The sequence below is a fragment of the Bacillus sp. mrc49 genome, from assembly GCF_002803435.1.
Genome location: NZ_PHNG01000709.1, coordinates 18,462 through 43,874, shown reverse-complemented (window position 1 = coordinate 43,874; position 25,413 = coordinate 18,462). Strand labels below are relative to the sequence as shown.

The following is a 25,413-nucleotide window of genomic DNA, read 5'->3' as shown; positions in this document are numbered from 1 at the left end:
ATGAAAATGTAGCAGGTCATCGACGTTTTTATAAACTGCATTCGTGGCGCTATTAATATGATTGATTTCTGTTTTTAATGAGTAAAACGATATCATCATATTCCAGTAAGTTAGATAATGAATTCACCCCTATGATCAGAGTGGATTGATGCATCTGGTTCATTCTTTTTTTTAGTTGGTGCTGAATAATGATCAAATCGGTTTCGGTTGGGATATCATCGATGGAACGGTGTTCGATTTGGATATTCGGCAGCCTGGCTTCCTTCACTTTCCGTCTTAGGATGGCAGCTCCCATTGCGCTTGAAGCCATCCCTCCGTCACAGGAAATCGTAACATGCCGGATGGGTGAAAGGCTATATGGCTGTTCATCAAGAATCATGATGCTTGGACGTTCATTTTTTTCACCAAGCGGAAAGGTGAGGGACTCCATAGGTGCCCCGCTCCGTTTGGCATGGGATCGCACGAGAATAAAGTGAGCAACGATGCATGATACCACGGCCGATAACCCGACTCCTGCTAAAATGATTAATATATCTTTTTGCGGAGCTAGAAACAAGATCAATAGAATGCTGCCGGGAGAAGCTGTGGAAACGAGTCCAACATCAAAAATCTGAAAAAATGAAATGCCAGTGAATCCTCCGGCAATTACTGCAAAGAATAAGGCAGGCTTCATTAATATGTATGGAAAATACACTTCGTGAATTCCTCCAAAAAGCTGAATTCCGGCGGTTCCTCGGATTGATGGCTTTTCTTCCTTGCTTGAAGTCATCAAATAAGCTAGCAGGACACCGAAGCCTGGTCCAGGATTCGCCTCTACTAGAAAGATGATGCTTTTCCCGAGTTCGCGTGCCTGTTGAATACCGAATGGCGCGACGATCCCATGGTTTATGAGATTATTTAAAAACATCACCTTGGCAGGCTCGATGACCAAGGATAAAAAGGGAAGCCACGCTGATCCGACCAGCATGACCAACCCACTATTTATATGCTTGAGAACATCGTTCATCAGGGAGCCAACCAAGTAATAACCGGCTAACATCAAACCTATGCCAAGCAACGCATCAATAAGATTGGCAATCAGAAGTTCACTGCCAATCGGAATATAATCCTGTGTTCGCCGTTCCAACCATGCCGAAAGCCAACCGATTGGCGGACTGAATATTATCGCTCCAATGATCATTGGCATATCGGAAGCCATGATGAGCCCGATCATGGCAACATTAGCAACAATGCCCCCGCTATGGCCGCCATATAGTTTCCCACCTGAATAGGCAAGCATGAGTGGCAACACATATCGATAAATCGGATCGATAAATTGACTCAGGACAGCATCGGGCTTCCATCCATTTGGCCCAAACAAAATATTCAAGATGCCGGCAGCGATTATGATGGAGATATTCTGAAAAACAATTGAACTATATATGCGTCCTATGCGATTCATCTTTGTTTTCCTCTTGCATAAGATAAAATCCTTTCCTGGTAAGCTTGCTGAAAATGCTCTCGCACGGCAATAAGAGCCCATTCCTTGTTGCCGGAAGAGATGGCTCCTGCTAGCTCATCATCAAGAAGGCCGCTTATTAACTCCCCTAAAAGCGGAAAATGCTCACGCGGTGCATCGGGCGGTGCTGCCAATAATAACAAGGTATCGACGACTTGCTTTTTTCCATTTTCAGTATGCCACGGCATTGCTTCCTTCAACGAAATAATGTTGACGAAAAGGGTCCTGACAGCAGCCGTACGGCTATGCAAGATCCCAATTGAACCTATGGCAAAGCTGCCTTTCCGCTCTCTTTCCTCAAATGCTTCAATCAGCCCTTCGGGGGAGATGACGGCATGCGATCTTGCGACAAAGGCATGAAGCCACGCAAGCTTCTCCTTTGTTGGAATCGCCTCCATCCATGATAATCCTCTCATCACTTGCGCGAAGGCCTCTCCATAGTGAGCGATTCCCCTAAGAGAAGAGTTTTCTGACGGATGATCATCTAATCGAGGCCTTTGTGTGCTGCTTTGTTGTTTTTTCAATTTCCCTTTTATTTTTTGAACATCATTGTCGCTTAAAATGGGAGATACGACGACAAGGCGTTCTTCCGTGATGCCGGGTATTTGTATCGTTGATACGATTGCATCGACTTTCCAGTTGTTTTCCAGCCAACCCGGCAGTTCACTAAGCGACAAAACCTCTGACACCTGAAGGCCAGGGATTTCTTGCTTTAATCGGGATGCAAGTAAGCGGGAGGTGCCAAATCCACTGGCACAAACGACTGCGACGCGCCCTTTTAGATTTTGCTGATTTATTAGTGCTGCACCCACGTGTATGGCCATATAAGCAATTTCAGCGGGAGGTATCGTAACGCCAAGGTAATTCGAAAGTGATTCAGCACTTTTCCGGCTTGCTTCATAGACATCGGGATAATCTCTTTGAATTTGGGAAAGAAGCGGGTTATGAATGGGCAGACCGTTGCGTATCCGGTTTAGTGCAGGGTAGAAGTGCTTGAGCAGTCCTTCACTTAACATCGGATCCGTCAATGGCTCATTTAGTTCCGCTTTCACACCTTCGATGAAGATCCTGATTAAATGTGTGGTTTCCTCTTCTTGAAACTGTTCAAGCGGGAGATTAGGCTGGACCCCGTATAAATGAAGGATCAAATAATTTATTTCCTCTTCCGGTAGCTGGATATCCAGTAATTCCTTTAATCTTTCTGCTATAAAATAAGAAGAAGGGTACAACTCGATTAGCTTACGGTCGGCCACCACATGATCATTGTTATTGTCCTTGTGACGCTCGACAGCAAGGGCTAAGTGAAGGGAAACACTGATCCGGTCCCGTTCGTTTGAAAACAGGGAAGGATGACGTTCAGCTGCTTCCGTTAGCACTTTCCCGACTGCATGAAGAATATCCAAATCCAACAGGTCCAAATACATGGATGGGATATGTTTTTCAATCTGCCAATCTTCTTTTTTTCCTGATTTCAATAAATCAAACACGGCCAGCCAATTCTCTGGCAGTGTTTGATTATTTACCATCGCAGTAATGGCAGCTCGTAATTGCTTGTCCTCCCCAGATATGAAAATACCGAGCCCAGGCTTACGAACCAATGTCAAATGAAATTGGTTCAACCAGCCTTCCAGCTCTTGTAAATCATGGCCGATCGTCGCTTCCGTCACATGATACTTTTGGCTGAATACGAACATTTTGGTTGGTGTCTGATCCCGTAACAAGTCACAGATAATTCCGAGCTGCCTATCTTTTGGAGAAAAGGAGGTCGATTGATGGGCCTTCACCAGTTCTTCTGCAAGAACCCCTTTACATTCCTCATCCCCAACCAAGCATATTCCGCTTCGAAACTGTTTCATGATCTTCAGTCCATATGACCGTACAATCGGCTTTAACTGGGCTATCTCACGCTGGCAAGTCCGTAAACTGATATCGAGTTCCTCAGCCATATCTTTCGGCATTATCGGAAAGTCGCTTTCAAGTAGACGGTCGATTATCATCTTTTGGCGGCTGCTAATAAATATTTGCGTTTTCTCTGCCATCCTTAACACCTCATTTCTCATCAAGCATGTCCCAGCAATTTATATGTACTAAAACAAAGGATTCATCGCGTGTGCAATGGATTGATAGCGGGCAAATTGGGCGTCGTACACATGTTGGTTTTCCCGATTGCATGCAATCCGATTGACAACCTGATCAAGCATGGGTAAATCGGTGACCGCCTTCCATACTCCGTTGCCAAGTCCAGCCAGAATGGATACACCATAAGCCGGGCCTTCACGTTCCACATGAACCTGAAGATGCTTCTGGTATACGTCAGCAAGCACTTTTGTCCAAATGGGGTTTTTAATGGCACCGCCCGTGACCGTCCAATCCGCCACCTCGATCCCAGCTTTCTCCATCATATCCAATACATCTCTTAAACTATAACAAACACCTTCTATCACGGCACGTGCCATGTTTTTGCGATGATGTCCATATGTTAACCCGAAGAAAACGCCTTTCGCCTGGGGGTTATTCAATGGTGACCGTTCTCCATTCAAATAGGGGAAGAACAATAATCCATCTGCACCAGCTTCAACTTGCTCAACACCATCAAGCAAATCGTCATAGTTTTGCTTTTCAAAAGTATCTCGCAGCCACTTTAAAGACATGCCTGCCGATAATGTCGTACCCATCGCATGCCACATTCCAGGCAAGCAATGACAAAACAAGTGGAGGGTGCCGGCTTGATCTCTTGCCAGGTCGGGCAATTCGTTCAGGGGAACGAAAACGGTCCCTGATGTTCCGATACTGATGCTCCCTTTTCTTTCCGTTATAATTCCATTTCCCAGGGCAGCGGCTGCATTGTCACCGGCTCCGGCTACCACCGGGATTCCGATTGGCAATCCAGTTACCCGTGAAGCTGTTTCGCCAATGGTTCCGACCACTTCCTGACTTTCCGATACAGGAGGAAACCATTCCGAAGAAAAGCCAAGGTCTTTGATTATGTCCCAAGCCCATTCTCTTTTCTGGACATCCAGCAAACATGTCCCACTAGCATCGGTCACATCAGCTGAAAACTCTCCGGTCAATTCATGGACGATATAATCTTTTGGCATTAAGACCTTCTTTATCCGGGAATATTGATGGGGTTCATTTTTTTTGAGCCATAATAGCTTTGGGGCAGTAAAACCAGGTAGAATCGGATTTCTCGTCGTAGTAAATAAGCGATCAGACCCGATGATTTCTTCGATTTCGCCGCATTCTTTTAAAGTTCTTCCATCATTCCATAAAATCGCTGGCCGGATAGGCTGATTCCGTTCATCTAAAATGACCAGGCTATGCATTTGCCCAGCTGCGCCCACCGCCCGAATGTCTGCCGGATCAACGCCGTTTTTCCATAACCTATGCAAGCAGGCTATGACGGACTCCCACCAAAGGGAGGGAGATTGCTCACACCAGCCGGGTTGAGGACTTTCAAACGAATAAGATACATCGGCCGAAGAGACGACATGTCCCTTATCATCAATCACCACAGCCTTCGCTCCTTGCGTGCCAATATCAATGCCTAATAATAATGTTGGATTCATCATTTTTTTCCTTTCCGCTGTTTAGTGAAAAGCCGGTCAGCATCGTTTGGGCAAGCAGAGATGAACTGCCCAAACGATGGCAAGGACCGGCATGTCGTTATTTATCAATTTCTACCTGGACTTTAAATTGACTGCTGCTGCGATTTCCTTGTAAATAATCAATCGTTTCCTCAAGCGACAGCTGATCGGAAATAAGGGGCTTTAATTGGATCCGGCCTTCCTTGACCCAGTGGAAAGCAGGGATGAAAGTGTAGTTGATTGCCATGGAACCTAAAATCGTCCAATCATTATTATACAATTTAAATGGATCGAGGGAGACCTTGGCATCTTGGGCAGTCACGCCAAACTGAAGGTATTTACCGGTTTTTCCGATGTAGTCAAATGCCCGTTCGATGACGGAAGGGATTCCGGTAGCATCAACAACAACATCGAAACCATGCGGGTATTTTTCTTGATTAAGCTCTGTTTCCATTTCGTGGCTGAGAACCCCTTTTGTAGCTCCCCACTCGATTCCCATATCCAACTTTGCCTGATCAAGATCGACGACGACAAGCTCTGAAGCACCGGCCATCTTCAAGGATTGAATCAATTGTTGTCCCATTGCGCCAGCTCCAAATAATAAAACGCGTTCCCCCACCTGGAGATCGAGCCGGTTCATGGCATGCACGACACAGGCCATCGGCTCGATGAAGGCAGCTTCTTCAAATGAAAGGGAATCAGGTAATTTGACGACATTTCGAGCCGGGACTTTTACATATTCAGCCATGCTGCCATCAGTGGTATTTCCGAGGGCGCCCCAATTAGTACACTGATTACCGCGATGGGTTAAGCAATATTCACATTCGCCGCAAAATAAAGAAGGATCAGCGGTTACGCGTTCCCCTACATGAAAGCCTTTTACATTTTCTCCGATTTCATGAATGACACCAGAAAATTCATGTCCTGGAATGATCGGATAGGGAGACAGGAATTCCCCTTTGTAAATATGGATATCGGTGCCACATATACCGGTATGCTTCACTTTGATCGTTACCTCGCCGGAATGCGGTACAGGATAAGGAACTTCCTTCACGACTGCTTTATAAGGCTCTTCAATCACTAATGCTCTCATTTTCTTTCCTCCTAAAATGTTTTAAAGATAATTGATGTTGATGTAACATGAATCCGTTTTCATATTATCATTCTAGCAATCTTGTCCATCGGATTGCACAAGAAGATTCCATAAGTTTGTCACTTGTAAATGGACAAATTTTATATAATGCCCAGCAAAGGAGACAAAAAAATCATACACCTACTTCATGAAACATATATGATAAATGGATAATTGTGTTAATCTTGAAGTAGCTATGGAACAATTTCCGTAAATTATAGGTGAAAGGAGAGAGGAGTTTGGGAGCATCGGAAATGATAGAAGCCTATAAAAGTGATGTGCAAAACTATTCCATCGAGCAACTGCAATATATAAATGCCAAGGGGGTTTGGTCCATCTGTCAGATGTACGACCATTTAATAGCCGTCGCCCATGAGTATCTTGATAACGTTGAACTTTGTGCGAAAGCGGAAGCGGAGCAGGCGCTCGGGAAAACGGAATTTGGTGAGCTGTTATATCAAAATGGCGGCTTTCCTCCGATTAAGATCAAGTTACCGTATGAAATGAGCGCCCCGCCAAATAATCAAGATAGTATGGAAAGGCTTACAACAAGGCTGGATCATGTAAGACACAGATTGCAGGAATGGGAATGGAAGGTGGGTGCGATCAACCCAAACCTCAAAGTGAAGCATGGGGGCTTCGGCTGGCTGAATGCGCAGGAATGGCATGATTTGGTCGGCATGCATTTCCGTCATCATTTGCGCCAAAAGGCCGAACTGGAACTCAATATTGAAAATGGAAAAAAAGAGAATATACAAAACATTGATAGCGAGGATGGGCAGCAATGAATATACAAACGAATCAACTATCCATTAAACTAAAGATTAAAAACAGGCGGAATTTTAACCTTCAATCTCATTTACATGAAATGTGCGATTACAGCAAGGAATATGAGCATGATATCGTGGAGGTTCAAAAGGTCAAGATGATAAACGGAGGGAATTATGAAATTATCATCAGTATTACAAGAGATCTGGATTGCCTAGGTGAACCAATGGATCGTTATTAAGCCTATATAGACATAATAGGCGGGCGGAAGGTGGAGGATGAAACAAAGGAAAAAGCCAAGGCGCTCCTCTTACCGTGGCCTAAAAGGTTAGATAGAATGAATAATGTAAGTATACCCCCTCCAAGGTTCAAGATGATTCATAAGTGAATGGTTTTTTGCACCGAACGAATTTTGGGGGAAAGGTGAGGAAAAGGTGCGTCCACAAATTTTTCCTCACCTCTTTTATACAGGAAGTGCACCTATTGGATATTCGAACTTTATGGAAAATAAGACAAATAGAATCAAGTTTAAAAGAATAACTACAAGGAAACATTATTTTTACGTTCACTAAGATCTTTAATAATACGATTGTATTTTTCGTCCGAAAGTTTATAGAATAATGCGACAACTGCAATGGTAGCCATGGCCAGAGTGCTTGGATAGATAAACATTAACCCTCTAATACTTTGCTGTACATCTGCAGATTGAACCGCATTTGGCACATAACCGACCAAACCTAATACAAGCCCGGGAACGAAGCCTGCAATTGCTTGAGAAAGCTTACGACAGAAGGTGAAGAACGAATAAACAACGCCCTCGGATCTGTTACCGGTTTTCCATTCTCCATATTCGACAGCATCAGAAACTAAAGCCCAGTTTAAACTGTTTACAAATGAACTTCCAAAAAAAGCAAAGCAGGCTAGGATAATGAAAATCACGGCGTTATCTGCAAAAATATAAGCTGAAATGTCTCCTACGGCCCATATGGCGCAACCTACTATATATGTAAACTTCTTACCAACTTTTTTGACCATGAAAGGGACGAGTGCAACGCCAAAGAACACGCATCCAATACTAAAAAAGCCCATATAAGGTACAATAGAAACGTTTTTCAATACATACTGACAAAAATAAACCTGAACAGCAAGTTTGACGTTAAAAGCTGAAAAGGTAAATAAATTTACTAAGCACAGAACAAGTAAAGGAGTATTTTTTAGTAAGCCTTTATAACTGTCAATCAACTTGACCTTTGTTTTCTTTGGTTTTTCGTGCACATATCTTTCTTTTACATTGGCATAACCGTAAATTTGCAATAAGACACCTAAGAAGGCAAAAACGGATACAGCCACTACATAACCAGTAGATTCACTATTGAACATGAATACAATAGGCATAAACCCTACAGTCGTAATTAGAAGTCCTAAATTTGAGCCCGCTTGCCTAAATGATGCCAATTCCGCCCTTTCCACGGGATCTTTCGTCATAGCGGGCACCATTGATCCATAAGGAATATTTGAGATGCTGTAAATGGTTCCGAACGCCATGTAGGTTACAAATGCCCAGATAGTTTTTCCTGTCAGCGAGAAATCCGGATTAGTAAAACTGACAATCGTTATTAAAGCAAGTGGAATCGCAGCATACAGGATGAATGGGCGAAATTTACCCTTAGGCCCAATATTCTTTCTGTTATCAATCCATGTGCCGACCGTGATATCCGCGAATGCATCCCAAATTTTCGTTATCAAAAAGACTAAACCAGCTGTTGCGGAAGACAAACCCAGTGAGTCCGTATAAAACTTGAGCAAGTAAATTTGACCAAGATCAAACAAGAAATTATTACCTACATCTCCTAATCCGTAAGCAATTTTCTCCTTAAGTTTAAGCTGTTTAGATGTATTGACCGATTGTATCCCCGTATCATTAACTACTGGTTGTGCCATAACTTCTCTCCTTAGACTGTTTGGATTTTCTTTTTCTTCCTTCTCTATTTGCAACAGAATAAAGAACCCTTTGGTTGTCCAATCGGAAGTTCATTTTATAATAATTGCATTATTCCGATTGAAATGCAAGGATTTATTAAATTGTTAATTCTAAAAATATTGATAATTTACTATATTCGAATTATTTATTCCTTGAATGGCTATCAGATTAGTGTATAATGTGATTGGATTATACAATTGCAAACTAATGTTTCCAAAGGAACGTAAGAGGAAACAACCGGTGGATTATTTCAGTACAGGAGGAAGATAAAATGAATGTGTTTTGGTTTATTCCAACAGGCGGGGACAGCCGCTATTTAGGGACATCAAAAGGCGGGCGTGATGTGGATTTCGATTACATGAAACAGCTTGCGCAAGCCATTGACTCTTTAGGATATCAGGGAGCTTTACTACCAACTGGACGATCTTGTGAAGATGCATGGGTAACGGCATCTTCGTTATTATCCGTCACTTCACGCATGAAATTTCTCGTAGCTCTTCGTCCAGGACTCATGCTGCCGTCCGTCGCAGCCCGTATGACGTCAACTTTTGATAGACTATCAGGGGGACGTCTCTTAATCAATGTCGTTTCAGGAAGTAATCCCGCCGAGCAAGTTGGCGATGGTATTACGGTTGACCATGATGAACGGTATGAACTGACAAATGAATTTTTAGACGTATGGCGCTCCCTATTGGCAGAGGAAGAAGTTGAATATGAAGGAAAACACTTACATATTGACGGCGGGCGTCTTATTTTTCCACCGGTTCAAACACCTCACCCTCCTATCTATTTTGGCGGATCCTCAGAGAAAGCTCTTTCTGTAGCCGCTAAACACTGTGATGTGTATTTAACATGGGGGGAACCCGTTGATGCAGTAAAAGAAAAAATCAATAGAGTAAAAGCACTGGCTGAAAAAGAAGGACGTACCCTAACCTTCGGCATTCGTTTACATGTCATTGTTCGTGAAACGGAAGAAGAAGCTTGGCAAGCAGCCAATGAATTAATTAAATATGTGGATGACGAGACAATTGAATCCGCACAAAGGGAATTGAGTAAACATGTTTCAGAGGGGCAACGTCGTATGCTAGCACTTTCTAGTGGAAGTAAAGACAATTTGGAAATCAGCCCTAACTTATGGGCGGGTGTCGGTCTAGTACGTGCTGGTGCTGGGACGGCATTAGTCGGTGACCCGATAACGGTGGCCGAACGCCTGAAAGAATACCAAGCCGTTGGCATCGACACCTTCATTTTATCTGGGTATCCACATCTGGAGGAAGCCTATCGTGTAGCCGAATTATTATTCCCTCATTTACCTATGAACTCGATTCAGGAGAGGGAGCAAAAGCAAGCTGCTAAATTTAATCACGGAGTGGTCATTGCAGATAGCATACATCCAACTAAATAGCCTATCAAAAACGCTCATAGAATCAGGGTCTCGACAATTATGTTGAGGTCTTTTTTCTAATAGGTCCAAATTACATATCGGTTTGTCCACTCCATCCAAGTACCCTTTCTTATCCTCAATAATTACGCGGATAAGAAAGGGTAAGGTTCACGTGCTTCTCATCAATAAGCAACCGATAATACGTTAAAGTAATGAGCCAGGGCACCATTTTCATCGTAAAGAATAGGGAGGAGATTTTTATGGAAATTAAAATAGATGATTTGACTGGATCTGAAGTGATTGCACTGGTGAGCGAGCACCTCCATGGTATGACCCTGCATTCCCCTCCAGAAAGTATACATGCCCTAAATCTTGAGGCATTGAGAAAACCAGAGATTACATTCTGGAGTGTATGGGAGGGAGATCAATTAGTTGGATGCGGGGCACTTAAAGAAATTGATGGTCAACATGGAGAGATAAAATCAATGCGAACATCTTCATCACATCTAAGAAAGGGTGTGGCAAAACAGCTACTTGAATACATAATTGAAGTAGCCAAGCAACGTGGCTATCGGCGCTTAAGTTTGGAAACGGGATCGATGGATGCTTTCGAACCAGCAAAAAGACTTTATGCAAGTATCGGATTTCAATATTGTAAGCCGTTTTCCGATTACATCGAGGACCCAAATAGCGTATTTATGAAAAAGGAATTATAAGTTTTCTTCTAACTAAAGAGTGATTTTTTACTAACCGGATCTCAATAGACCTAATAGGAAACCCAGCTACCTGTGAAGGTAGCCGGGTTTTATAGCGGGGTGTGAAATAGCACGTAAAAATATCCATATAGAAACTTATGGTAATTAAGGTGCTTTTGTATTAGTATAAGTGAAGTGAGTGGTTCTTTATAACGAATCCAGGAGGGGCTATTGTGCGCAATAAAGGTATTTTGTCATTGGTTGCGGTAGGTCTATTTGCTTCGTCATTGTCTGTAGGTGTTGTTAAGGCAGAAGGAAACGAGAACGAATTGGTAAGAAAAGCTCTAGAAAGTCAAAATGAAAAACCACTTGAAAAAAGATTCATTGAATCTAAGACGTTTAATCAACTGGAAAGAGAAGTAAAAGGTTCACAAGCGAAATCCGTTGAAGGCTTTAGGAAAATGAGCAGATCTTCCAGCGATGAAGACTATATTTATGAAACCGAGTACAATGACGACTTTGGCTCAGCAGACAATTCGTCATTTGAAAGAACAACAATCGGTCAATTGCTTCCTTTATATGATGTAGACTTTTCCAAAGTGGTCGTTCCTAGCGATGGAGTTTTGTTAGTAGCAGGATCAGCATCCTCATATGCCATTGACCTAGGGTTTGCAGCGGTACAAAAAGATTATGTTGATAATAGCAACTTGGAATACTTAGGAAACAAATACGAAGAAGACGTTGAATTAAGAGCGTATGACGTCAAAAAAGGCACATACTACATAGGCGTTTACGACCAGGATAATGATTACGATCTTGACGATAATACAGAAGATGACATATATGCTATTGCAACAGGATTTGTGGACGATGTTGAACCATCGAAGCCAACTGTAAATAAAGTTGACAACAATGACAAAGTAGTGACCGGAAAAGCAGAGGCCAGTACTACTGTTACTGTTAAAAATGGAAGTAAGGTGTTAGGTTCTGCAAAAGCAACATCCAAAGGGACATACTCTATAAAGATCGCCGTTCAAAAAGCAGGCACGAAATTGTCCATTTCAGCTAAAGATAGCGCAGGGAATGTAAGTTCAAGTGCATCGGTAACTGTTGCTGATGTGGTCGCACCTAGCAAGCCAACAATAAAGAAAGTAGATGACAATGATAAAGTCGTTACCGGGAAAGCGGAAGCAAGTTCAACTGTAACTGTGAAGGCAGGAAGTAAAAACCTCGGTTCAGCAAAAGCAAACTCTAAAGGTAACTACTCAGTCAAGATCAAAGCACAGAAAAAAGGGACCACGCTTACTGTAACTGCAAAAGATAAGGCCGGGAATACCAGTTCCAAGGCCACGACTAAAGTTGTAAAACACTAAGTTCCATAAAAGAGTCGAGGATAATTTCCTTGGCTTTTTGTTTTTCTTTATATAGGTGTTTTCTTATAACAAAAAAGGAGAAAGTAAAATAAAAACCACTACGCTTTTTTGATAGCGAAGTGGTTGGATGAATAATGGAAAGCTATTAACTGATTTTTTCTTGAGAATTAATATTTATAATATTCACGTAGTGGTCATTTAACGTTTACAACTTCCTCGAAAATCCCCAATTCCCTCAAACCTTCCTACTAATCTTCTCCACAATCTCCATCAAATCATCCGGCCTGTGAAATTCAATCGGCGACACGCCTTTATCGAACTCTATCGTATCGGATTCTATCATCAATACATACTTGCCGTTAATCTTTCCTAAATGGATGCTCTCGCCGAAATCGGCTAACAGTCCTTTGATGGAAGTACTGCCAAGCTTCATGCGCAGTTCGGCTTCAGGTGTATGCTCGACAATCTGGGCTGTGGCTTCGACGACCTGATGGGTTTCAAGACGTTCCTGGATTTCCCGCTTATCACTTGTTTCCCAGATTTCCAGGTCTTGTTCAAATTTGTGCAGTTCGTCACTGTTTTCTTCGAATTGGGCGGATACATGTTCATGGACCATATGGATGACCTGGTTTTTCATGATTTCCGGCATCGATTCGCCATATTCGACGAACTTCAGGAAGTCCTCGAAGTAGCGGGCATGTGAGGCCTGGTGGATTTTCAGTTCTGCTTCTTCAACCATTCCTTCTTCGGGCATGTAGGGGTATTGAATCGATTTCATATTTTTTGTGGTGATGGCCATTTCGACGTGCCTGATCAAGGTGCGTTCGTCCGAAATCGAAGCGACCTTTGGTTCGAAATCACATTTAAGCAAGAAAACGAATGGTTCATCGAAATACTTTGTTAATTTGGCGGAAGCGATGAGGAAAACACCGCCTCGGACGGCACTCGTATCGATATATGAACGTGTGAATTGTTCATTTTCCGCCTGGAATTCTTCTTTAGTTTTGGCATAGCGTACACGGCTAAATGCATTGTAATTAGGGTTCGAATCAAGTGCATGTCCTTCCTCGACAATGAAGGTACCAATTTTTGTCGGTACTTGTTCCGTTTTTGGATGACGGTCCACTTTTCGCTTGGAAATCTTCATCAATTCCCCATCCAAGAAATCCTTAAGCGGACTTTCTTCGTATTCAGCCGTATCAAGCGTTTGAAAATGTTTAAAACGCTTATCGGCCTGATCGCCCTTTCCTTCGACTTGAATTAAATAAAAAGACAGATAGGTAATCGTAAAATCCATGCTTGTCACCTTTTCCAATTAGTATATATACTTCCCGTTCTTTTCTTATGACTTAATAAGTATAGAGATGTACGGTGATTGCGTCAACATCCTGCAAATTCTTGAATGATTCGGGCCACTACTATTTATCAAGACATTGAAAGTGGAATGAAACAAGTCAGAGTACGAACATTTTAATACAGTGAGCAATCGGAACGCTAAGTATGGGTGTATGCAGAGTGGAATGGAACGGATAAAGGTCAAATCTTCCGATACTGTCGACACTAGAGGATGCGTTCTTTATTTTTACGCATAGTGAGTGGAAAGCAACGGACATGATACAGTTAGTCTCCGAGTTTGTATGTGCCCCTCAAACATTCACATAGTGGTTTTTTGTTATGGAGCTCATTGGTTATGGGTGAAAAGTACTTATTTGTTGGCGATTTTATCAAATTTATTAAAAAAATTGGGCACTATGTCGAAATAATAAATAGTGGTAGAGAAAATGGGAGGCAATTTAGTGATGAAAAGTAGATGGAGAAGCAGGCGGAAATTAGAGACCATAGATTACTCGCAATTCAAGGAACAGGTCGGTATTAATATTACCGAATATCCGGGTGTATTGACGCAAGTGGACATGATTCATCTAACGATTGCAGACTTATGTATCATTCGTTCCATGCAGGAGGAAGTAAAAGGTCATTTGACCGAAATTGTCGATAATTTCTATAGAAATCTGGAAAATGAACCTTCATTAATGAAAATCATTTCTGATAATAGTTCCGTTGAAAGGCTGAAAAAGACCCTGCATCGACATATGTTTGAAATGTTCAGCGGCACGATCAATGATGCGTATATCAAACAGCGCTATGTGATCGCACACGTGCATGTCCGCATCGGACTGCAGCCAAAATGGTATATGAGCGCATTCCAAGACTTACTGCAATCAGTAATCATTCATGTGCTTTCCAACTTAAAGGATATGGACCAATATCAGAATAACATCTTGGCTGTCACAAAAATCTTCAATTTAGAGCAGCAAATCGTTTTAGAGGCATATGAACTTGAAAATGAGAAAATTCGTCAAGAAAACCTGGAAGCAAAAGAAACGATAAAGCGGCAGGTGAACCATAATGCAGAAGAGTTGGCAGCGATCAGTGAAGAGACTAGCTCGGCGACTCAATTGATGGCAAATAAGGTCTCTGAAATTCATGGTTTCACCGAGAAGGGATCAGAGATCGCGATTCAGGCAGAGGGGAAATCGAATGAAGGAGTGGCGCTGTTACAAGGATTAGAGAAAAGATTGATGAGAACGCAGGAGCAGATGCAGATCATTGCCAAGGATATGGAGCAGCTATCGAAAACTTCCAAGGAAATCGAACGGATCGTCACGATCATTACAACCATTGCGGAACAAACGAATTTGTTAGCGCTGAACGCAGCGATTGAAGCGGCAAGGGCAGGTGAAAATGGTAAAGGATTTGCGGTTGTAGCGGGTGAGGTAAGGAAGCTGTCGGAAAATACCAAGGATTCCGTCTCGGAGGTCGTGAAGCTGGTTAGCGGCATAGCTCATTTTACAGATATAATGAATGCATCGATTTCCTTGGTTAGCGGGGAAATCACGAAAGGTACGAAGCAAGGGGAGGAAACGGGCTTGTTTTTTACCGACATCGCCAAGGCCATGCTTTCGGTAAAAGAGCAAAATATTAAAACAACCAAGGAGATGACAGAACTGAGTGCGATATTCGATGAAATTAATGAAGCGTTCAATCAAGTTGCCGTTTCCTCAGATCAATTGACGGAAATGACCATGAACCTGTAAGGAGTTGTGTATTTCAATAATCAACTCGCTAGAATATCCGCAGAAAACATCTCAAAAAAAGGTTGGCAGAAAAAGAAATACTTGAAAACAGCAGCGGTTAATGTTATATTAATAAAGCGATGAGCTAATTTGTGTAAGCCGCAGAACAAGCTTTTAGCTAAACGTCGGGATGTGGCCTGACGGTTCTACGCCTCAAACGCATCAAAGACGCCTGCTGCGTGCAGGCGTCTTTTTCATTTGGCCGATTCTTTCCTAGCCGTTTCGACATCTTCTTTGAATTCCTCTTGAATTTCTTCCGTAATCCCCTTTGTTGCATTCTTGAACTCCCTGAGGGAGGTGCCGACTGCTCGTCCGATTTGCGGGAGCTTATTCGGTCCAAAAACGACCAAAGCTAGCAGTAGAATCACTATTAAACCGGGAAAACCAATGTTTGAAAGCATGAAAATCACTCCAATCGAATCTGTTAGTTAATATTATAGACCCCTGATATGTATTTGCAAAGGCTATTTACTATTTATTGTAAAGATTCAAGCCTACAGATTAGGCTAGCGATTAATCCTTTGTGACCGGTCCTTCAATAGTTAGTGATAATTTCCTTGCTAAGGAATGAAATAACTTGCAAGTATTAAGGAAATTATGTATTATAACTATACAAGCTGCGTTGTTCGTAATGATAATTAAGTTTTAACCTTTAAGCTGTAATAGGGAGTTTTACATCGAAACAGGAATGTTATGCCTCGTCACTGACCTGGACAACAGGATTGTTTCTGCAAACACCCACTTTGAGGAGTGGTGGTTTAAAACTTTCTTACTTGAATACGGCAATGGCGGCTTCCTAACATTAAATGGAAACCAGTTCCTTATGGGAACTGGTTTTTTGTTTTGTTCAAGATGATCGGAGATAATGAATTACAATTGCTATACCATTTGATGCGAAAAACTGATGAACCATTTTTAGGGGCTTCATTGTTCATAATTTCGTAATACGTATTGCTCCAATATCTTAAGAAAAAATGTTAGAATGAGTGTACGGATAATTAATTCCTCCTTGAAAAGGGAGGGAAGCAGTAATTAATCTCATCTTTTGAGAGGAGTCACCACGTTGAAAATTTTAAAACATTTAATATTTTGGCTATGCATGATCGGGACATTATTCTCAATGGTTTATTTCTTTGTAGCGGAAATACCGTTGTACATTAAATTGTTAGGCGGAGCCATCATTCTTTATCTTGCTTATGATTTATATACTGAATCAAGGGAAAGAAAGCGTAAGGAAGCAATGGAAGCTTAATGCATAAAGTCAAAATCCCTCAAAGAGGGATTTTTTTGTTGGCAGGATAGGAAGGTATGGACAATAAGCTGGCTCGTATAGTGTGCTTGTTCTTTTTTTCGTCCGTCATTTTTCAGTGCCTGGGAGCCCAGAGGATGACTGAAACACCGACTAAACAGATGGCAGCCCCAATCCAATCGAATGCATCTGGCGTTTTCCTATCGATGCCCCATCCCCATAATATCGATAAGACAATGAAAACCCCGCCATAAGCGGCGTATACACGCCCAAAGGTAGGAAACGTTTGGAAAGTGGCAATGATGCCGTATAACACCAGCCCGAAGCCTCCAAACAAACCTAGATAAATGGATTTGCCCTCTCTTAACCATTGCCAAATAAGATACCCTCCGCCAATTTCAGCAAGGCCGGCCAATAGGAATATTCCGATCGTTACTAACATCTATGTATCCCTCGCTTTCTCGTTGAAATTTTACCATATTTAACAGGCTCTTATAAAAAAAATGAGAATCACCGTTGGGCAACAATGTACAGCATGAAATCTATCCTTGCCAAGATTATTGGAACCTCCAAATAGATGCTGATGACGGATAGCGAGCAAAAAACTCTCCAGGTGGCCCATGGGCTTATATGTAATGGAAGGAGAGTGTGAAATCGAGAGTGGAGTGTTTACAGTTTAAAGGGACACATCCCAAAAATACGCTTCATTTGGGTTGCGATGGAGATGCAAGGGGTACTATACCTAAAACGGAACTATCGTAATCTAGTTGAGGAGTTGAAACCATGAAATCCCGAACATTTGCATACATGCTGGCGATAATACATGCAAGTATAGTCGGCTTATCTTTTTTATTCACGAAGATGGCCATTGCTGAATCGAATCCGCTGGATACATTGGCATTCCGATTCACCGTCTCATTCGTCATCATTTTATTGCTTGTCGCCTTGAAAGTCATTAAGGTGAATTATACGTGGGAGTCGATAAAGTACCTGATTCCTCTTTCATTATTATTCCCGACTCTTTTCTTTGCGTTTCAAACTTTTGGGTTAAAGTATTCACAATCGACGGATGCTGGAATTTTATCTGCCTTTACCCCGATTCTAACCATGATGATCGCTGGATATTTTTTGAAGGAGAAAACCTCTTTATATCAAAAGCTTTCAATTGTTTTATCAGTAATGGGAGTCATTTTTATTTTTGTGGTGAAAGGGAGTACCATCAATTTTTCCGATATGCTTGGAATGATATTGATACTGCTATCCTGCATTGCCACCGCTTGTTATACAACGATGACACGTTCACTCGCCAAGGACTATACACCAGGTGAAATGTCCTTTTTCATGATGGGAACGGGTTTCATCATTTTCAATGCTGCCGCGCTATTTTCCCATCTGAAGCAAGGTTCGATGGATGAATTCCTCTCACCATGGTCAAGCATGGAATTCATCAGCTCCATTTTGTATTTGGGAATATTGGCTTCCCTGGTTACCTCGTTATTGTCGAATGCGATTTTAACAAAAATCAAAGCGTCGCAAATGAGCGTGTTCGCCAACCTCTCCACAGTTGTCACGATTGCTGCAGGAGCGATCATCTTGCATGAAAAGATCACCATTTATGATATTACGGGGTCGATACTGATCATTTTAGGTGTGGTTGGCACGAATTACTTTGGAGGGAAGATAGAACCTTCCTTAAAATTGAATTTCGGATATAAGCAGGAACGAAGTGTGAAATGAAAGAAATGGTCCACCCCAATTGGGATGGACCATTTTTACTTCCACCATTCTGTTTGCGGGAATTCTTTTGCCCCGATCTGTACTGGTTCTCCCAGTTGCGGGGTACAGATCTGAACGTCAAGTTCATTGGCGGCTTTGGTTACCCGTACGATCGGATCTGTCCAATCATGAAAGGAGAGGGTGAATCCAGCCCAATGAATCGGGATCATCCTTTTTCCTTGTACATCGATATGTGCTTGAACCGTTTCTTCAGGCATCATATGAATCGTGGACCAGCGTTCATCATATTGGCCGCATTCCATCAAGGTTAAATCAAATGGCCCGTATTTCTCGCCGATTTCTTTAAAGTGGGTCCCATAGCCACTATCGCCGCTGAAAAATATGTTTTGCCGCTCACCACTGATCACCCAGGAACACCAAAGCGTGGTATTGCCATCCGTTAAACTCCGTCCGGAAAAATGCCTGGCAGGAGTACAGACTAAATGTAAACCCTTGAATGAAACCTCATCCCACCAATTATGTTCTGATATCAATTCTTCGTTAACGCCCCAGCGCTCCAGATGTCCCCCGACACCTAGGGGAACGATGAACTGCCCAACCTTGTCTTTCAATTTCTTTATTGAGTGATAATCCAAATGGTCATAGTGGTCATGCGATAGTAAAACGGCATCGATAGATGGCAGCGAATCCAGGTCAACGGGCAGCTCGCCGCTAAACCGCTTGTTGCCGAACCAAGGAAAGGGAGTGGGGGCCTTGCCGAACATAGGGTCCACCAGGATCGTTTTACCATCCAATTCCAACATGAAGGCGGAATGGCCAAACCAGGTAATCTTATTGGAATCTTCAGCGGCCGTCCCTTTTGTTCCAATCGTGATAGGGGTGTCTGGCCTTTTTTTCGGATTGCCTCTTATGTAATCCCGTAATATGGAGCCAGTATGCTTTAAACTCATCGCTTGACTTGTGGGGACCTGATTCTGGAATTTCCCATTGGCAAAATTATCTTTCTCATTGAACATTCTCACTTTTGCTTTCGTCGTCTTTTTCCCTAGTGGAGGATAAAGCTTAAGGAAAAGGAACAATAAAATAAAAGCAGAAACGATGATTTTTACAATTTTCAGCATGATGATGTTCCTCCATATAATCAAATATTTTTGTTACTTATCATATCACAGAATAACTAAGGTTATTTACTAAGATGTCCCGTAAATATCCACCCTTGAGAAATCGCTCTTTATAAAGTGAAACTTTAGGGGAATGGCATAAGTTTCATAAACTCCAGGCAGGGAAAAGAGGTAGATGAAATGAATAATATAGAGAGAGAAGATATATAAACGGCGTATGAGGGGCAGGGGGATAACGGTTGTTAATTTTTTTCAGAGTCTTTGTCTGGGTGGTGTTTTTTGCTTTATTGGCCTATGTTATCTTGTCTTGGAAATATAAAGACAAGGTAAGTAAAAAAATCGAAGCGATCCGAAAAACCTGGTATATCATTTTTATACTGGGAGCGCTGATTTATTGGAATTTCTATCCGATGAGTATATTCAACGAGTGGAAAAACTTTTTGATCATGGCAGTTGTATTCATTCTGATTGATATGTTTGTGTTCTTGAGCATGTATATATCGAAAATTGGCGACAATGAATTGTCCTACGCAACTAAAGCTGTTGCGGAAAGCGACAAGCTTTTAACGGACAATAGGGAAAAGGTCAAAAATATGTTTCACTTGTTAAAGAAAGAAGGAATACCTGAATACTATCAAACGAATAAGGAGTATCTGGCTTATTTGAGCATTCTCCTTCAAGCTTACGCTGCAAAGGAAGCGATGAGCGTGAACATTCTTCCTTTCAAGACGGAACAGGACAAGCAAATGGTGATGACTGGGCATCCTAACTTGAATGGCAGCACCATTCGTGCTACATTGGAAAGAGAAGATACGTATTATAATGATGAAGAAAAAATGGCACTCCAGCCAGTAAGCATTTTGATGGAACCATATATCCTTGACGTTAAATCGGAAAGCTTCATTTCAGAAGTCGATTGTTTGTTGATAGCATTACTGATCATGATGTTCGATATGGTCATAAAACAAAATCCAGGTGGTGAAGGTTAGATGAGCATTTATGATAAAGTCGGCAGTGAAGTTTCGGTTGCTGTAATCAAACCACAGGTTAAGATACCCGATGTTGGGTTAAGCCCGCATACGAAAAAAGTGATGAAACAGAACGAACGCGTTATCCTGAAAGATAAAGAAAAGTCGGCACGCTTCAGCCGCTTAAAAAGTGTTTTATAGGAATTAGGGCGGGGGGTTTTTCCTAATGCCTTATGATATTTGTGAAAAACCCGCATATACTATTCAAAACTAAAGAATAGGAAGGGTCTTTCAGAATATGAATAAAAAACCCGAGAGAGTGAACATCCCGGCCCCCTCCGCTTCACCATCCGAGCAACGGATACATAAAGATAATGCTGAATTGCTGAAGCTTTTACAAAGATTGAAAGCGAAACGATGGATTTTTTTAAGGTAACTGAAAGCCAGTCTCCAAGGAGAACTGGTTTTTTATTTTCCCGGCCGGAAATGATCGTCAGCCTATTGACGCGACTTTTTTTCCTTATACATGCTACGATCGGCCTTTTTTATCAGTGTCTCCATATTCATCCCATCATGAGGATAAAAGCTCATCCCTATACTTGCGGTAATAAAATAATCATTTCCATTGATGAGGATGGGCATCGTCGATATACGATTCGATAAAAACTCGGCACTGCTTTGCGTTCTGTTGATTAAATCCTCACCTTGCGATGGCTGAAGTAATACAATGAATTCATCACCACCAATACGGCAGATGTGACTGTCCTCCTGTACGTTTTGCAGAAGGCATTCAGCCGTCAGTTTAATGACCAAATCCCCAACATCATGGCCAAAGGAGTCATTGAAAATTTTAAAATGATTAAGATCGATGTAAAGAATCGCCATTTCAGCATTCCGTTTATCTTTATTATAATCGAAATAATGATATAGAAAGTTCCTATTATAAAGACCTGACAATTCATCCCTGATAATCCCATCTTCAAGTATGAGGGTTTGACATGCTAAAGAGGCGAGGGACTTAATCAGGATAGAATCATATTCTTTAAAATCGTAAGGTTCAATATCAAAGGCACATAAAGTCCCAAGCACCTTGCCGTCATATAAAAGCGGGGCGCCCATGAAACAACCATTGCCAATGTACTTCGTTATAGGATGGTCACGAGTCAAAGCGTGTTCGGCTAAATTAGGAATGACAAGAGGCTCGGAGCCATTTTCGGCGACCAATTTGCAAAATACCATATTATAAGGAAGAACGTCACCATCACAAATTAAGCTTGCCTGTCTATTGAAGGATTTGATCGCGAAACTTTCCGTAGGGTGTAATATTGACAGGTAGAATGTGTTGACCTTGATCGTCTTTGACAAAAGTGCCAACAATTCTTCCGCGATGCAGTCGAAATTTTTATAGTAATTGATATCCTGCTGTATCATTTCCAGACTCCTTTATATGGATAATCTAATTAGCTTTCCAAAAATTTTTGCTATTGAACGGCAAAGATACAAAAGCGGAAACGTGACAGTTGTCCGAATTTCCACTAAACTCGAATAAGAGCCCGGGTTCGTTCTGATTGGGTATATTGGAAGGCCCCTATGTTATTTTTCGGCGATTTATCGATTTCGTTAAATGTGTAAATGCACAATTGGCACATTAAACGAATTATACTGTAAATGAATTGACAAGAGTGCCATCGACCGCTAAGAAGCATTCAATTGGGCTGCCGCATATCATCGGTTATGCCCCCTTGAGGTTACTGAATCTTGGGAGAGGACTGAATGATGGCGGTAAAAGGCTAGATGGCCCTTATGTAAAAAAATGTTTTGGAGAGGATAAAAGGTAATCGTACCGTACATACAGGAACATTCAAAAGGGGATCATTATGGGTAAATTAGAAAGTATATATCCTATAGCTATAGAAAATACGAAGGAAAAAATCATTCAGGATATGAATTTTTATTTGGAGAGCAAAGAGACATTGCCTTCGTTTGTAACATATGTATCAGACAGATTATCCTTCATTGAGCAAATCTGGCTTAATGTTTGGTTGAATAAAGCATCGAATGATGTGCCGAGAAGGGAAAAAAAGGTGTTTCTAAACGAAAGGGGCTTCATTACCGAAGGCTCGGATCATAAGCTGATCAACAGTATGTTCCGTAATGAATTAAAAGCGTACCGACCATTTGACGCATTATCGTGGATGAGCGAAACCTTCGCGGAAAAGCAGGCTGATTGGGAAAAGAGATATAGAGAAGCGCGGGGGGATTTTTTCAAGAGGCAGGAAGAACAACGTCTCGCAAAGCAACGGTGGAAGATACGCATCCGACTGCAAGATGAGGCTAACTCATATTTTGAAGAAAGCTCACTTGTTTTATATTTGCATGTCAGGTCATATATTGCTGGGGTTTTGGCAAAGGATCTTAAAAATAAGCCTAAATTCCAATATGTCGATCCATACCTGCTGGAAGAAAAATTGGTAGAAGAAGGCGGGTTCCAAGCAAATGAATATTTGATGGTCACGGACTTCTTTGAAGAACTGACAGGAGATATCCACTCCTTGTTCGATTGGGGAAAGAACCGTTTTGAATATGAAAATTACTTTTATCGATATGAGAGATTAGTTTCGGATTTGATACTGAAAGTCGCCCCTGAAAAATACATGAATCATTTGCCTGTTCACTTGCATCATGATTTTTTGGAGTCTTATGGGGAAAGGCTGACCGTTCACGCCCTGCAAGATATCTTGAGAGATGAATTGGCTGATTTGTCCCAGGCCTGTTTCGATGAACTTCAAGAAGAATATGTTTCAGATTTATTGAACCTCGAGGGAATTCCTTTTGAAGAAACAGTTCATGAGGAAATCTTCGAAAAAGACGAGGCGAATAGAGAAAGAAGAAAAGCTGAAGCAATTGCCGAACAAGCCAAAAAACAGGCAGAAGAACAAAGGATGATCAATGACATCATTGGCAAGGCCTATACTCCATCATTAGGAAAAAAGGTCAGCTATATCTTGCACATCGGAGAGACCAACACCGGCAAGACACATCAGGCATTGCAAAAAATGAAAGAAGCAGAAAGCGGTTTATATCTGGCTCCCCTAAGGCTGTTGGCGCTAGAAGTTTTTGATAAATTGAATGCGGATGGTGTACCTTGCTCATTAAAAACCGGTGAGGAAGAAAAGGCTGTCATGGGCGCAAAGCACACCTCCAGTACCGTTGAAATGTTCCATGAAAAGGATTACCACGAAGTGATCGTGATAGATGAAGCGCAAATGATTGCCGATAAAGATCGAGGCTTTGCCTGGTTTCGGGCAATAACGCAAGCAAATGCGAAAGAAGTGCACATTATCGGAAGCAATAATATTAAAAAGATGCTGTTGAATCTTCTGGATGAAGCGGAGTTGGAGCTCCTTGAATACAGACGGGAGATACCGCTTGAGGTGGAACAGCGTGAATTCGAATTGAAATATACGAAAAAAGGGGATGCCCTCATTTGTTTTTCGCGAAGGCAGGTATTGGAGACGGCATCGCGTTTGAAAGAGAGTGGACATAATGTCAGCATGATCTATGGCAGTATGCCACCTGAGAGCAGGAAACGGCAAATAGAGCTTTTCAATCGCGGTGAAACATCGGTTGTAGTTGCTACAGATGCAATTGGGATGGGTTTGAATTTGCCTATCCGGCGCATTGTCTTCCTTGAGAATGAAAAGTTCGACGGGACCCGAAGAAGGAGACTGACGTCACAGGAAATCAAACAAATTGCAGGCAGAGCGGGAAGAAAGGGCATTTATGATACGGGCAAGGTCGCCTTTACGGCAGAAATCAAAATCATGAATAGATTGCTTGAACAAGCGGATGAACCAGTTCAAACCTTTACGATTGCCCCAACCTCTGCCGTATTCGAGCGTTTTCAAAAGTATTACCGGAACATGGGCACTTTTTTTGAAATGTGGGAGCGGTTCGAGCCCCCTAAGGGCACGAAAAAGGCTTCACTATCGGAAGAAAGGGACCTGTACGAGCTGATAAAGGATACCCATATCGAAGTTCGTTTTTCTTTGATGGATTTGTATGGCTTCCTGCATATCCCTTTTTCTGCCAAGGAACCGAGTCTCATCAGGCAGTGGCTGGAGACTGTCGAGGCGATAGCCGAGAGCCATGATCTTCCTGAACCGATCATCAAGACTAGAAATTTGGAGGAGTTGGAGCTTTCTTATAAGGCGATTGGCCTTCATCTCTTATTTTTATATCGGGTAGGTAAGAAGACTGAAGCCGTATATTGGGAGCGTATCCGTGAAGAAATCAGCGAGGGCGTTCATGATCAATTAAAGGATGAAATGTTGAATTACCAGAGAAAATGCAAACGCTGTGGAAAAAAGCTACCGGATGACTCACGTTTTCATATATGTGATGCTTGTTATCATAGAGGCCATAGGAAGACACATCGGTTGCATTGATCCTCTTCCTCAGGTCGTCCGGAGGGGGACAACGCAAAATGACGTACGCCAAAAGTGTACGTCATTTTGCGTTGAAGGATGTAATGGGCAGTGCCTAATCATTTCGTTTCGCTTTGGCTAATAGGGCTGCTTGCCGCTTCAATCGATTATCCGCCTTCTTATCATGCACCACAAAAAAGGCATGGATCAATCCGGGAATGTAGAAAAAAAGCGTGAGAATCAAATTGATCAGAGCAGAAATGGGTTTACCCGCCATCAATACGGCCAATGGAGGGAAAAGAATCGCGATTATATAGAGAATAATGAACACGCTCCAGTTTTTATTAATTGCCAAG

21 protein-coding genes, 1 other RNA gene and 2 pseudogenes are annotated in these 25,413 nt (G+C 42.0%); 13 read left to right on the top strand and 11 right to left on the bottom strand.

Annotated elements, in window-relative coordinates; genetic code table 11:
• Positions 1-52: 52 nt before the first annotated feature.
• The 4 genes from CVN76_RS17290 to CVN76_RS17275 all read right to left on the bottom strand — a co-directional run bounded on the left by CVN76_RS17290 (position 53) and on the right by CVN76_RS17275 (position 6,178).
• Positions 53-1,441: a PTS mannitol transporter subunit IIBC gene (locus tag CVN76_RS17290; protein ID WP_157805697.1), complete on the bottom strand. Its 1,389-nt coding sequence runs from the start codon at positions 1,439-1,441 to the stop codon at positions 53-55.
• On the bottom strand, positions 1,438-3,537 hold the full coding sequence (locus tag CVN76_RS17285) for a BglG family transcription antiterminator (RefSeq protein ID WP_198512589.1): 2,100 nt from the start codon (positions 3,535-3,537) through the stop codon (positions 1,438-1,440). The genes CVN76_RS17290 and CVN76_RS17285 overlap by 4 nt, the downstream gene beginning before the upstream one ends.
• Positions 3,538-3,585: 48 nt before the next feature.
• Complete coding sequence (gene xylB, locus CVN76_RS17280; protein ID WP_100532286.1) at positions 3,586-5,070, bottom strand: xylulokinase; 1,485 nt, start codon at positions 5,068-5,070, stop codon at positions 3,586-3,588.
• 94 nt (positions 5,071-5,164) lie between these two features.
• Complete coding sequence (locus tag CVN76_RS17275) at positions 5,165-6,178, bottom strand: zinc-dependent alcohol dehydrogenase family protein (protein WP_100532285.1); 1,014 nt, start codon at positions 6,176-6,178, stop codon at positions 5,165-5,167.
• A 278-nt stretch (positions 6,179-6,456) separates the two neighbouring features.
• Between CVN76_RS17275 and CVN76_RS17270 the strand changes: the two genes are divergently transcribed.
• Together CVN76_RS17270 and CVN76_RS17265 are read left to right on the top strand one after the other, a co-directional pair.
• Complete coding sequence (locus CVN76_RS17270; protein ID WP_232732305.1) at positions 6,457-7,005, top strand: DinB family protein; 549 nt, start codon at positions 6,457-6,459, stop codon at positions 7,003-7,005.
• Entirely contained in the window at positions 7,002-7,226 is a 225-nt protein-coding gene (locus CVN76_RS17265; protein WP_100532284.1) for a hypothetical protein, read from the top strand. Before CVN76_RS17270 ends, CVN76_RS17265 begins: the two co-directional genes overlap by 4 nt.
• 299 nt (positions 7,227-7,525) lie before the next feature.
• Here CVN76_RS17265 and CVN76_RS17260 read toward each other — a convergent pair whose 3' ends face one another.
• Positions 7,526-8,926, bottom strand: a complete 1,401-nt coding sequence (locus CVN76_RS17260; protein WP_100532283.1) for an MFS transporter — start codon at positions 8,924-8,926, stop codon at positions 7,526-7,528.
• A 311-nt stretch (positions 8,927-9,237) separates the two neighbouring features.
• On the opposite strand from CVN76_RS17260, the gene ssuD reads away from it, so the two are divergent.
• The 3 genes from ssuD (at position 9,238) to CVN76_RS17245 (ending at position 12,418) form a co-directional block, all read left to right on the top strand.
• A complete protein-coding gene (gene ssuD / locus CVN76_RS17255) occupies positions 9,238-10,371 on the top strand; it encodes an FMNH2-dependent alkanesulfonate monooxygenase (RefSeq protein WP_100532282.1) in 1,134 nt (377 codons plus the stop codon).
• A gap of 239 nt (positions 10,372-10,610) precedes the next feature.
• The gene (locus CVN76_RS17250; RefSeq protein WP_100532281.1) at positions 10,611-11,066 is read left to right on the top strand and encodes a GNAT family N-acetyltransferase; all 456 of its coding nucleotides are present in this window, start codon (positions 10,611-10,613) and stop codon (positions 11,064-11,066) included.
• A gap of 212 nt (positions 11,067-11,278) precedes the next feature.
• Positions 11,279-12,418 (top strand): Ig-like domain-containing protein, encoded by a 1,140-nt coding sequence (locus CVN76_RS17245; protein ID WP_100532280.1) that lies wholly within the window; start codon positions 11,279-11,281, stop codon positions 12,416-12,418.
• 235 nt (positions 12,419-12,653) lie between these two features.
• Here the strand turns inward: CVN76_RS17245 and CVN76_RS17240 are convergent, their stop codons facing one another.
• Entirely contained in the window at positions 12,654-13,715 is a 1,062-nt protein-coding gene (locus CVN76_RS17240) for a DUF3900 domain-containing protein (protein ID WP_100532279.1), read from the bottom strand.
• Between the two features lie 484 nt (positions 13,716-14,199).
• Between CVN76_RS17240 and CVN76_RS32435 the strand changes: the two are divergent.
• Together CVN76_RS32435 and CVN76_RS32430 are read left to right on the top strand one after the other, a co-directional pair.
• Positions 14,200-14,757, top strand: a pseudogene (locus CVN76_RS32435) (protoglobin domain-containing protein); the annotation flags it as partial.
• A 288-nt stretch (positions 14,758-15,045) separates the two neighbouring features.
• A pseudogene (locus CVN76_RS32430) lies at positions 15,046-15,516 on the top strand (methyl-accepting chemotaxis protein); the annotation flags it as partial.
• A 233-nt stretch (positions 15,517-15,749) separates the two neighbouring features.
• Here the strand turns inward: CVN76_RS32430 and tatA are convergent.
• Positions 15,750-15,956: a twin-arginine translocase TatA/TatE family subunit gene (tatA, locus tag CVN76_RS17230; RefSeq protein ID WP_100532277.1), complete on the bottom strand. Its 207-nt coding sequence runs from the start codon at positions 15,954-15,956 to the stop codon at positions 15,750-15,752.
• Positions 15,957-16,166: 210 nt separating this feature from the next.
• Here tatA and ssrS point away from each other — a divergent pair.
• Both ssrS and CVN76_RS17220 read left to right on the top strand, forming a co-directional pair.
• Positions 16,167-16,354: non-coding RNA, 6S RNA (ssrS, locus tag CVN76_RS17225), on the top strand.
• 264 nt (positions 16,355-16,618) lie between these two features.
• Positions 16,619-16,807 (top strand): hypothetical protein, encoded by a 189-nt coding sequence (locus CVN76_RS17220; protein WP_100532276.1) that lies wholly within the window; start codon positions 16,619-16,621, stop codon positions 16,805-16,807.
• A gap of 112 nt (positions 16,808-16,919) precedes the next feature.
• On the opposite strand, the gene CVN76_RS17215 is transcribed toward CVN76_RS17220, so the two are convergent.
• Entirely contained in the window at positions 16,920-17,246 is a 327-nt protein-coding gene (locus CVN76_RS17215; RefSeq protein ID WP_100532275.1) for a YnfA family protein, read from the bottom strand.
• Between the two features lie 341 nt (positions 17,247-17,587).
• Between CVN76_RS17215 and CVN76_RS17210 the strand changes: the two genes are divergently transcribed.
• Positions 17,588-18,541, top strand: coding sequence for a DMT family transporter (locus CVN76_RS17210; protein WP_100532274.1), 954 nt, complete (start codon positions 17,588-17,590; stop codon positions 18,539-18,541).
• Positions 18,542-18,576: 35 nt separating this feature from the next.
• Here CVN76_RS17210 and CVN76_RS17205 read toward each other — a convergent pair whose 3' ends face one another.
• Complete coding sequence (locus CVN76_RS17205; RefSeq protein ID WP_100532273.1) at positions 18,577-19,662, bottom strand: MBL fold metallo-hydrolase; 1,086 nt, start codon at positions 19,660-19,662, stop codon at positions 18,577-18,579.
• Between the two features lie 239 nt (positions 19,663-19,901).
• On the opposite strand from CVN76_RS17205, the gene CVN76_RS17200 reads away from it, so the two are divergent.
• Both CVN76_RS17200 and CVN76_RS17195 read left to right on the top strand, forming a co-directional pair.
• Positions 19,902-20,651 (top strand): type II toxin-antitoxin system SpoIISA family toxin, encoded by a 750-nt coding sequence (locus tag CVN76_RS17200; RefSeq protein WP_100530072.1) that lies wholly within the window; start codon positions 19,902-19,904, stop codon positions 20,649-20,651.
• On the top strand, positions 20,652-20,831 hold the full coding sequence (locus CVN76_RS17195; RefSeq protein ID WP_061141938.1) for a hypothetical protein: 180 nt from the start codon (positions 20,652-20,654) through the stop codon (positions 20,829-20,831).
• Between the two features lie 297 nt (positions 20,832-21,128).
• Here the strand turns inward: CVN76_RS17195 and CVN76_RS17190 are convergent, their stop codons facing one another.
• Positions 21,129-22,061 (bottom strand): sensor domain-containing diguanylate cyclase, encoded by a 933-nt coding sequence (locus CVN76_RS17190; RefSeq protein ID WP_100532272.1) that lies wholly within the window; start codon positions 22,059-22,061, stop codon positions 21,129-21,131.
• 446 nt (positions 22,062-22,507) lie between these two features.
• Here CVN76_RS17190 and CVN76_RS17185 point away from each other — a divergent pair, with 446 nt between their 5' ends.
• Complete coding sequence (locus CVN76_RS17185) at positions 22,508-25,078, top strand: DEAD/DEAH box helicase (protein WP_100532271.1); 2,571 nt, start codon at positions 22,508-22,510, stop codon at positions 25,076-25,078.
• A 94-nt stretch (positions 25,079-25,172) separates the two neighbouring features.
• On the opposite strand, the gene CVN76_RS17180 is transcribed toward CVN76_RS17185, so the two are convergent.
• The gene (locus CVN76_RS17180; RefSeq protein ID WP_100532614.1) at positions 25,173-25,379 is read right to left on the bottom strand and encodes a YqaE/Pmp3 family membrane protein; all 207 of its coding nucleotides are present in this window, start codon (positions 25,377-25,379) and stop codon (positions 25,173-25,175) included.
• Between the last annotated feature and the right edge of the window lie 34 nt (positions 25,380-25,413).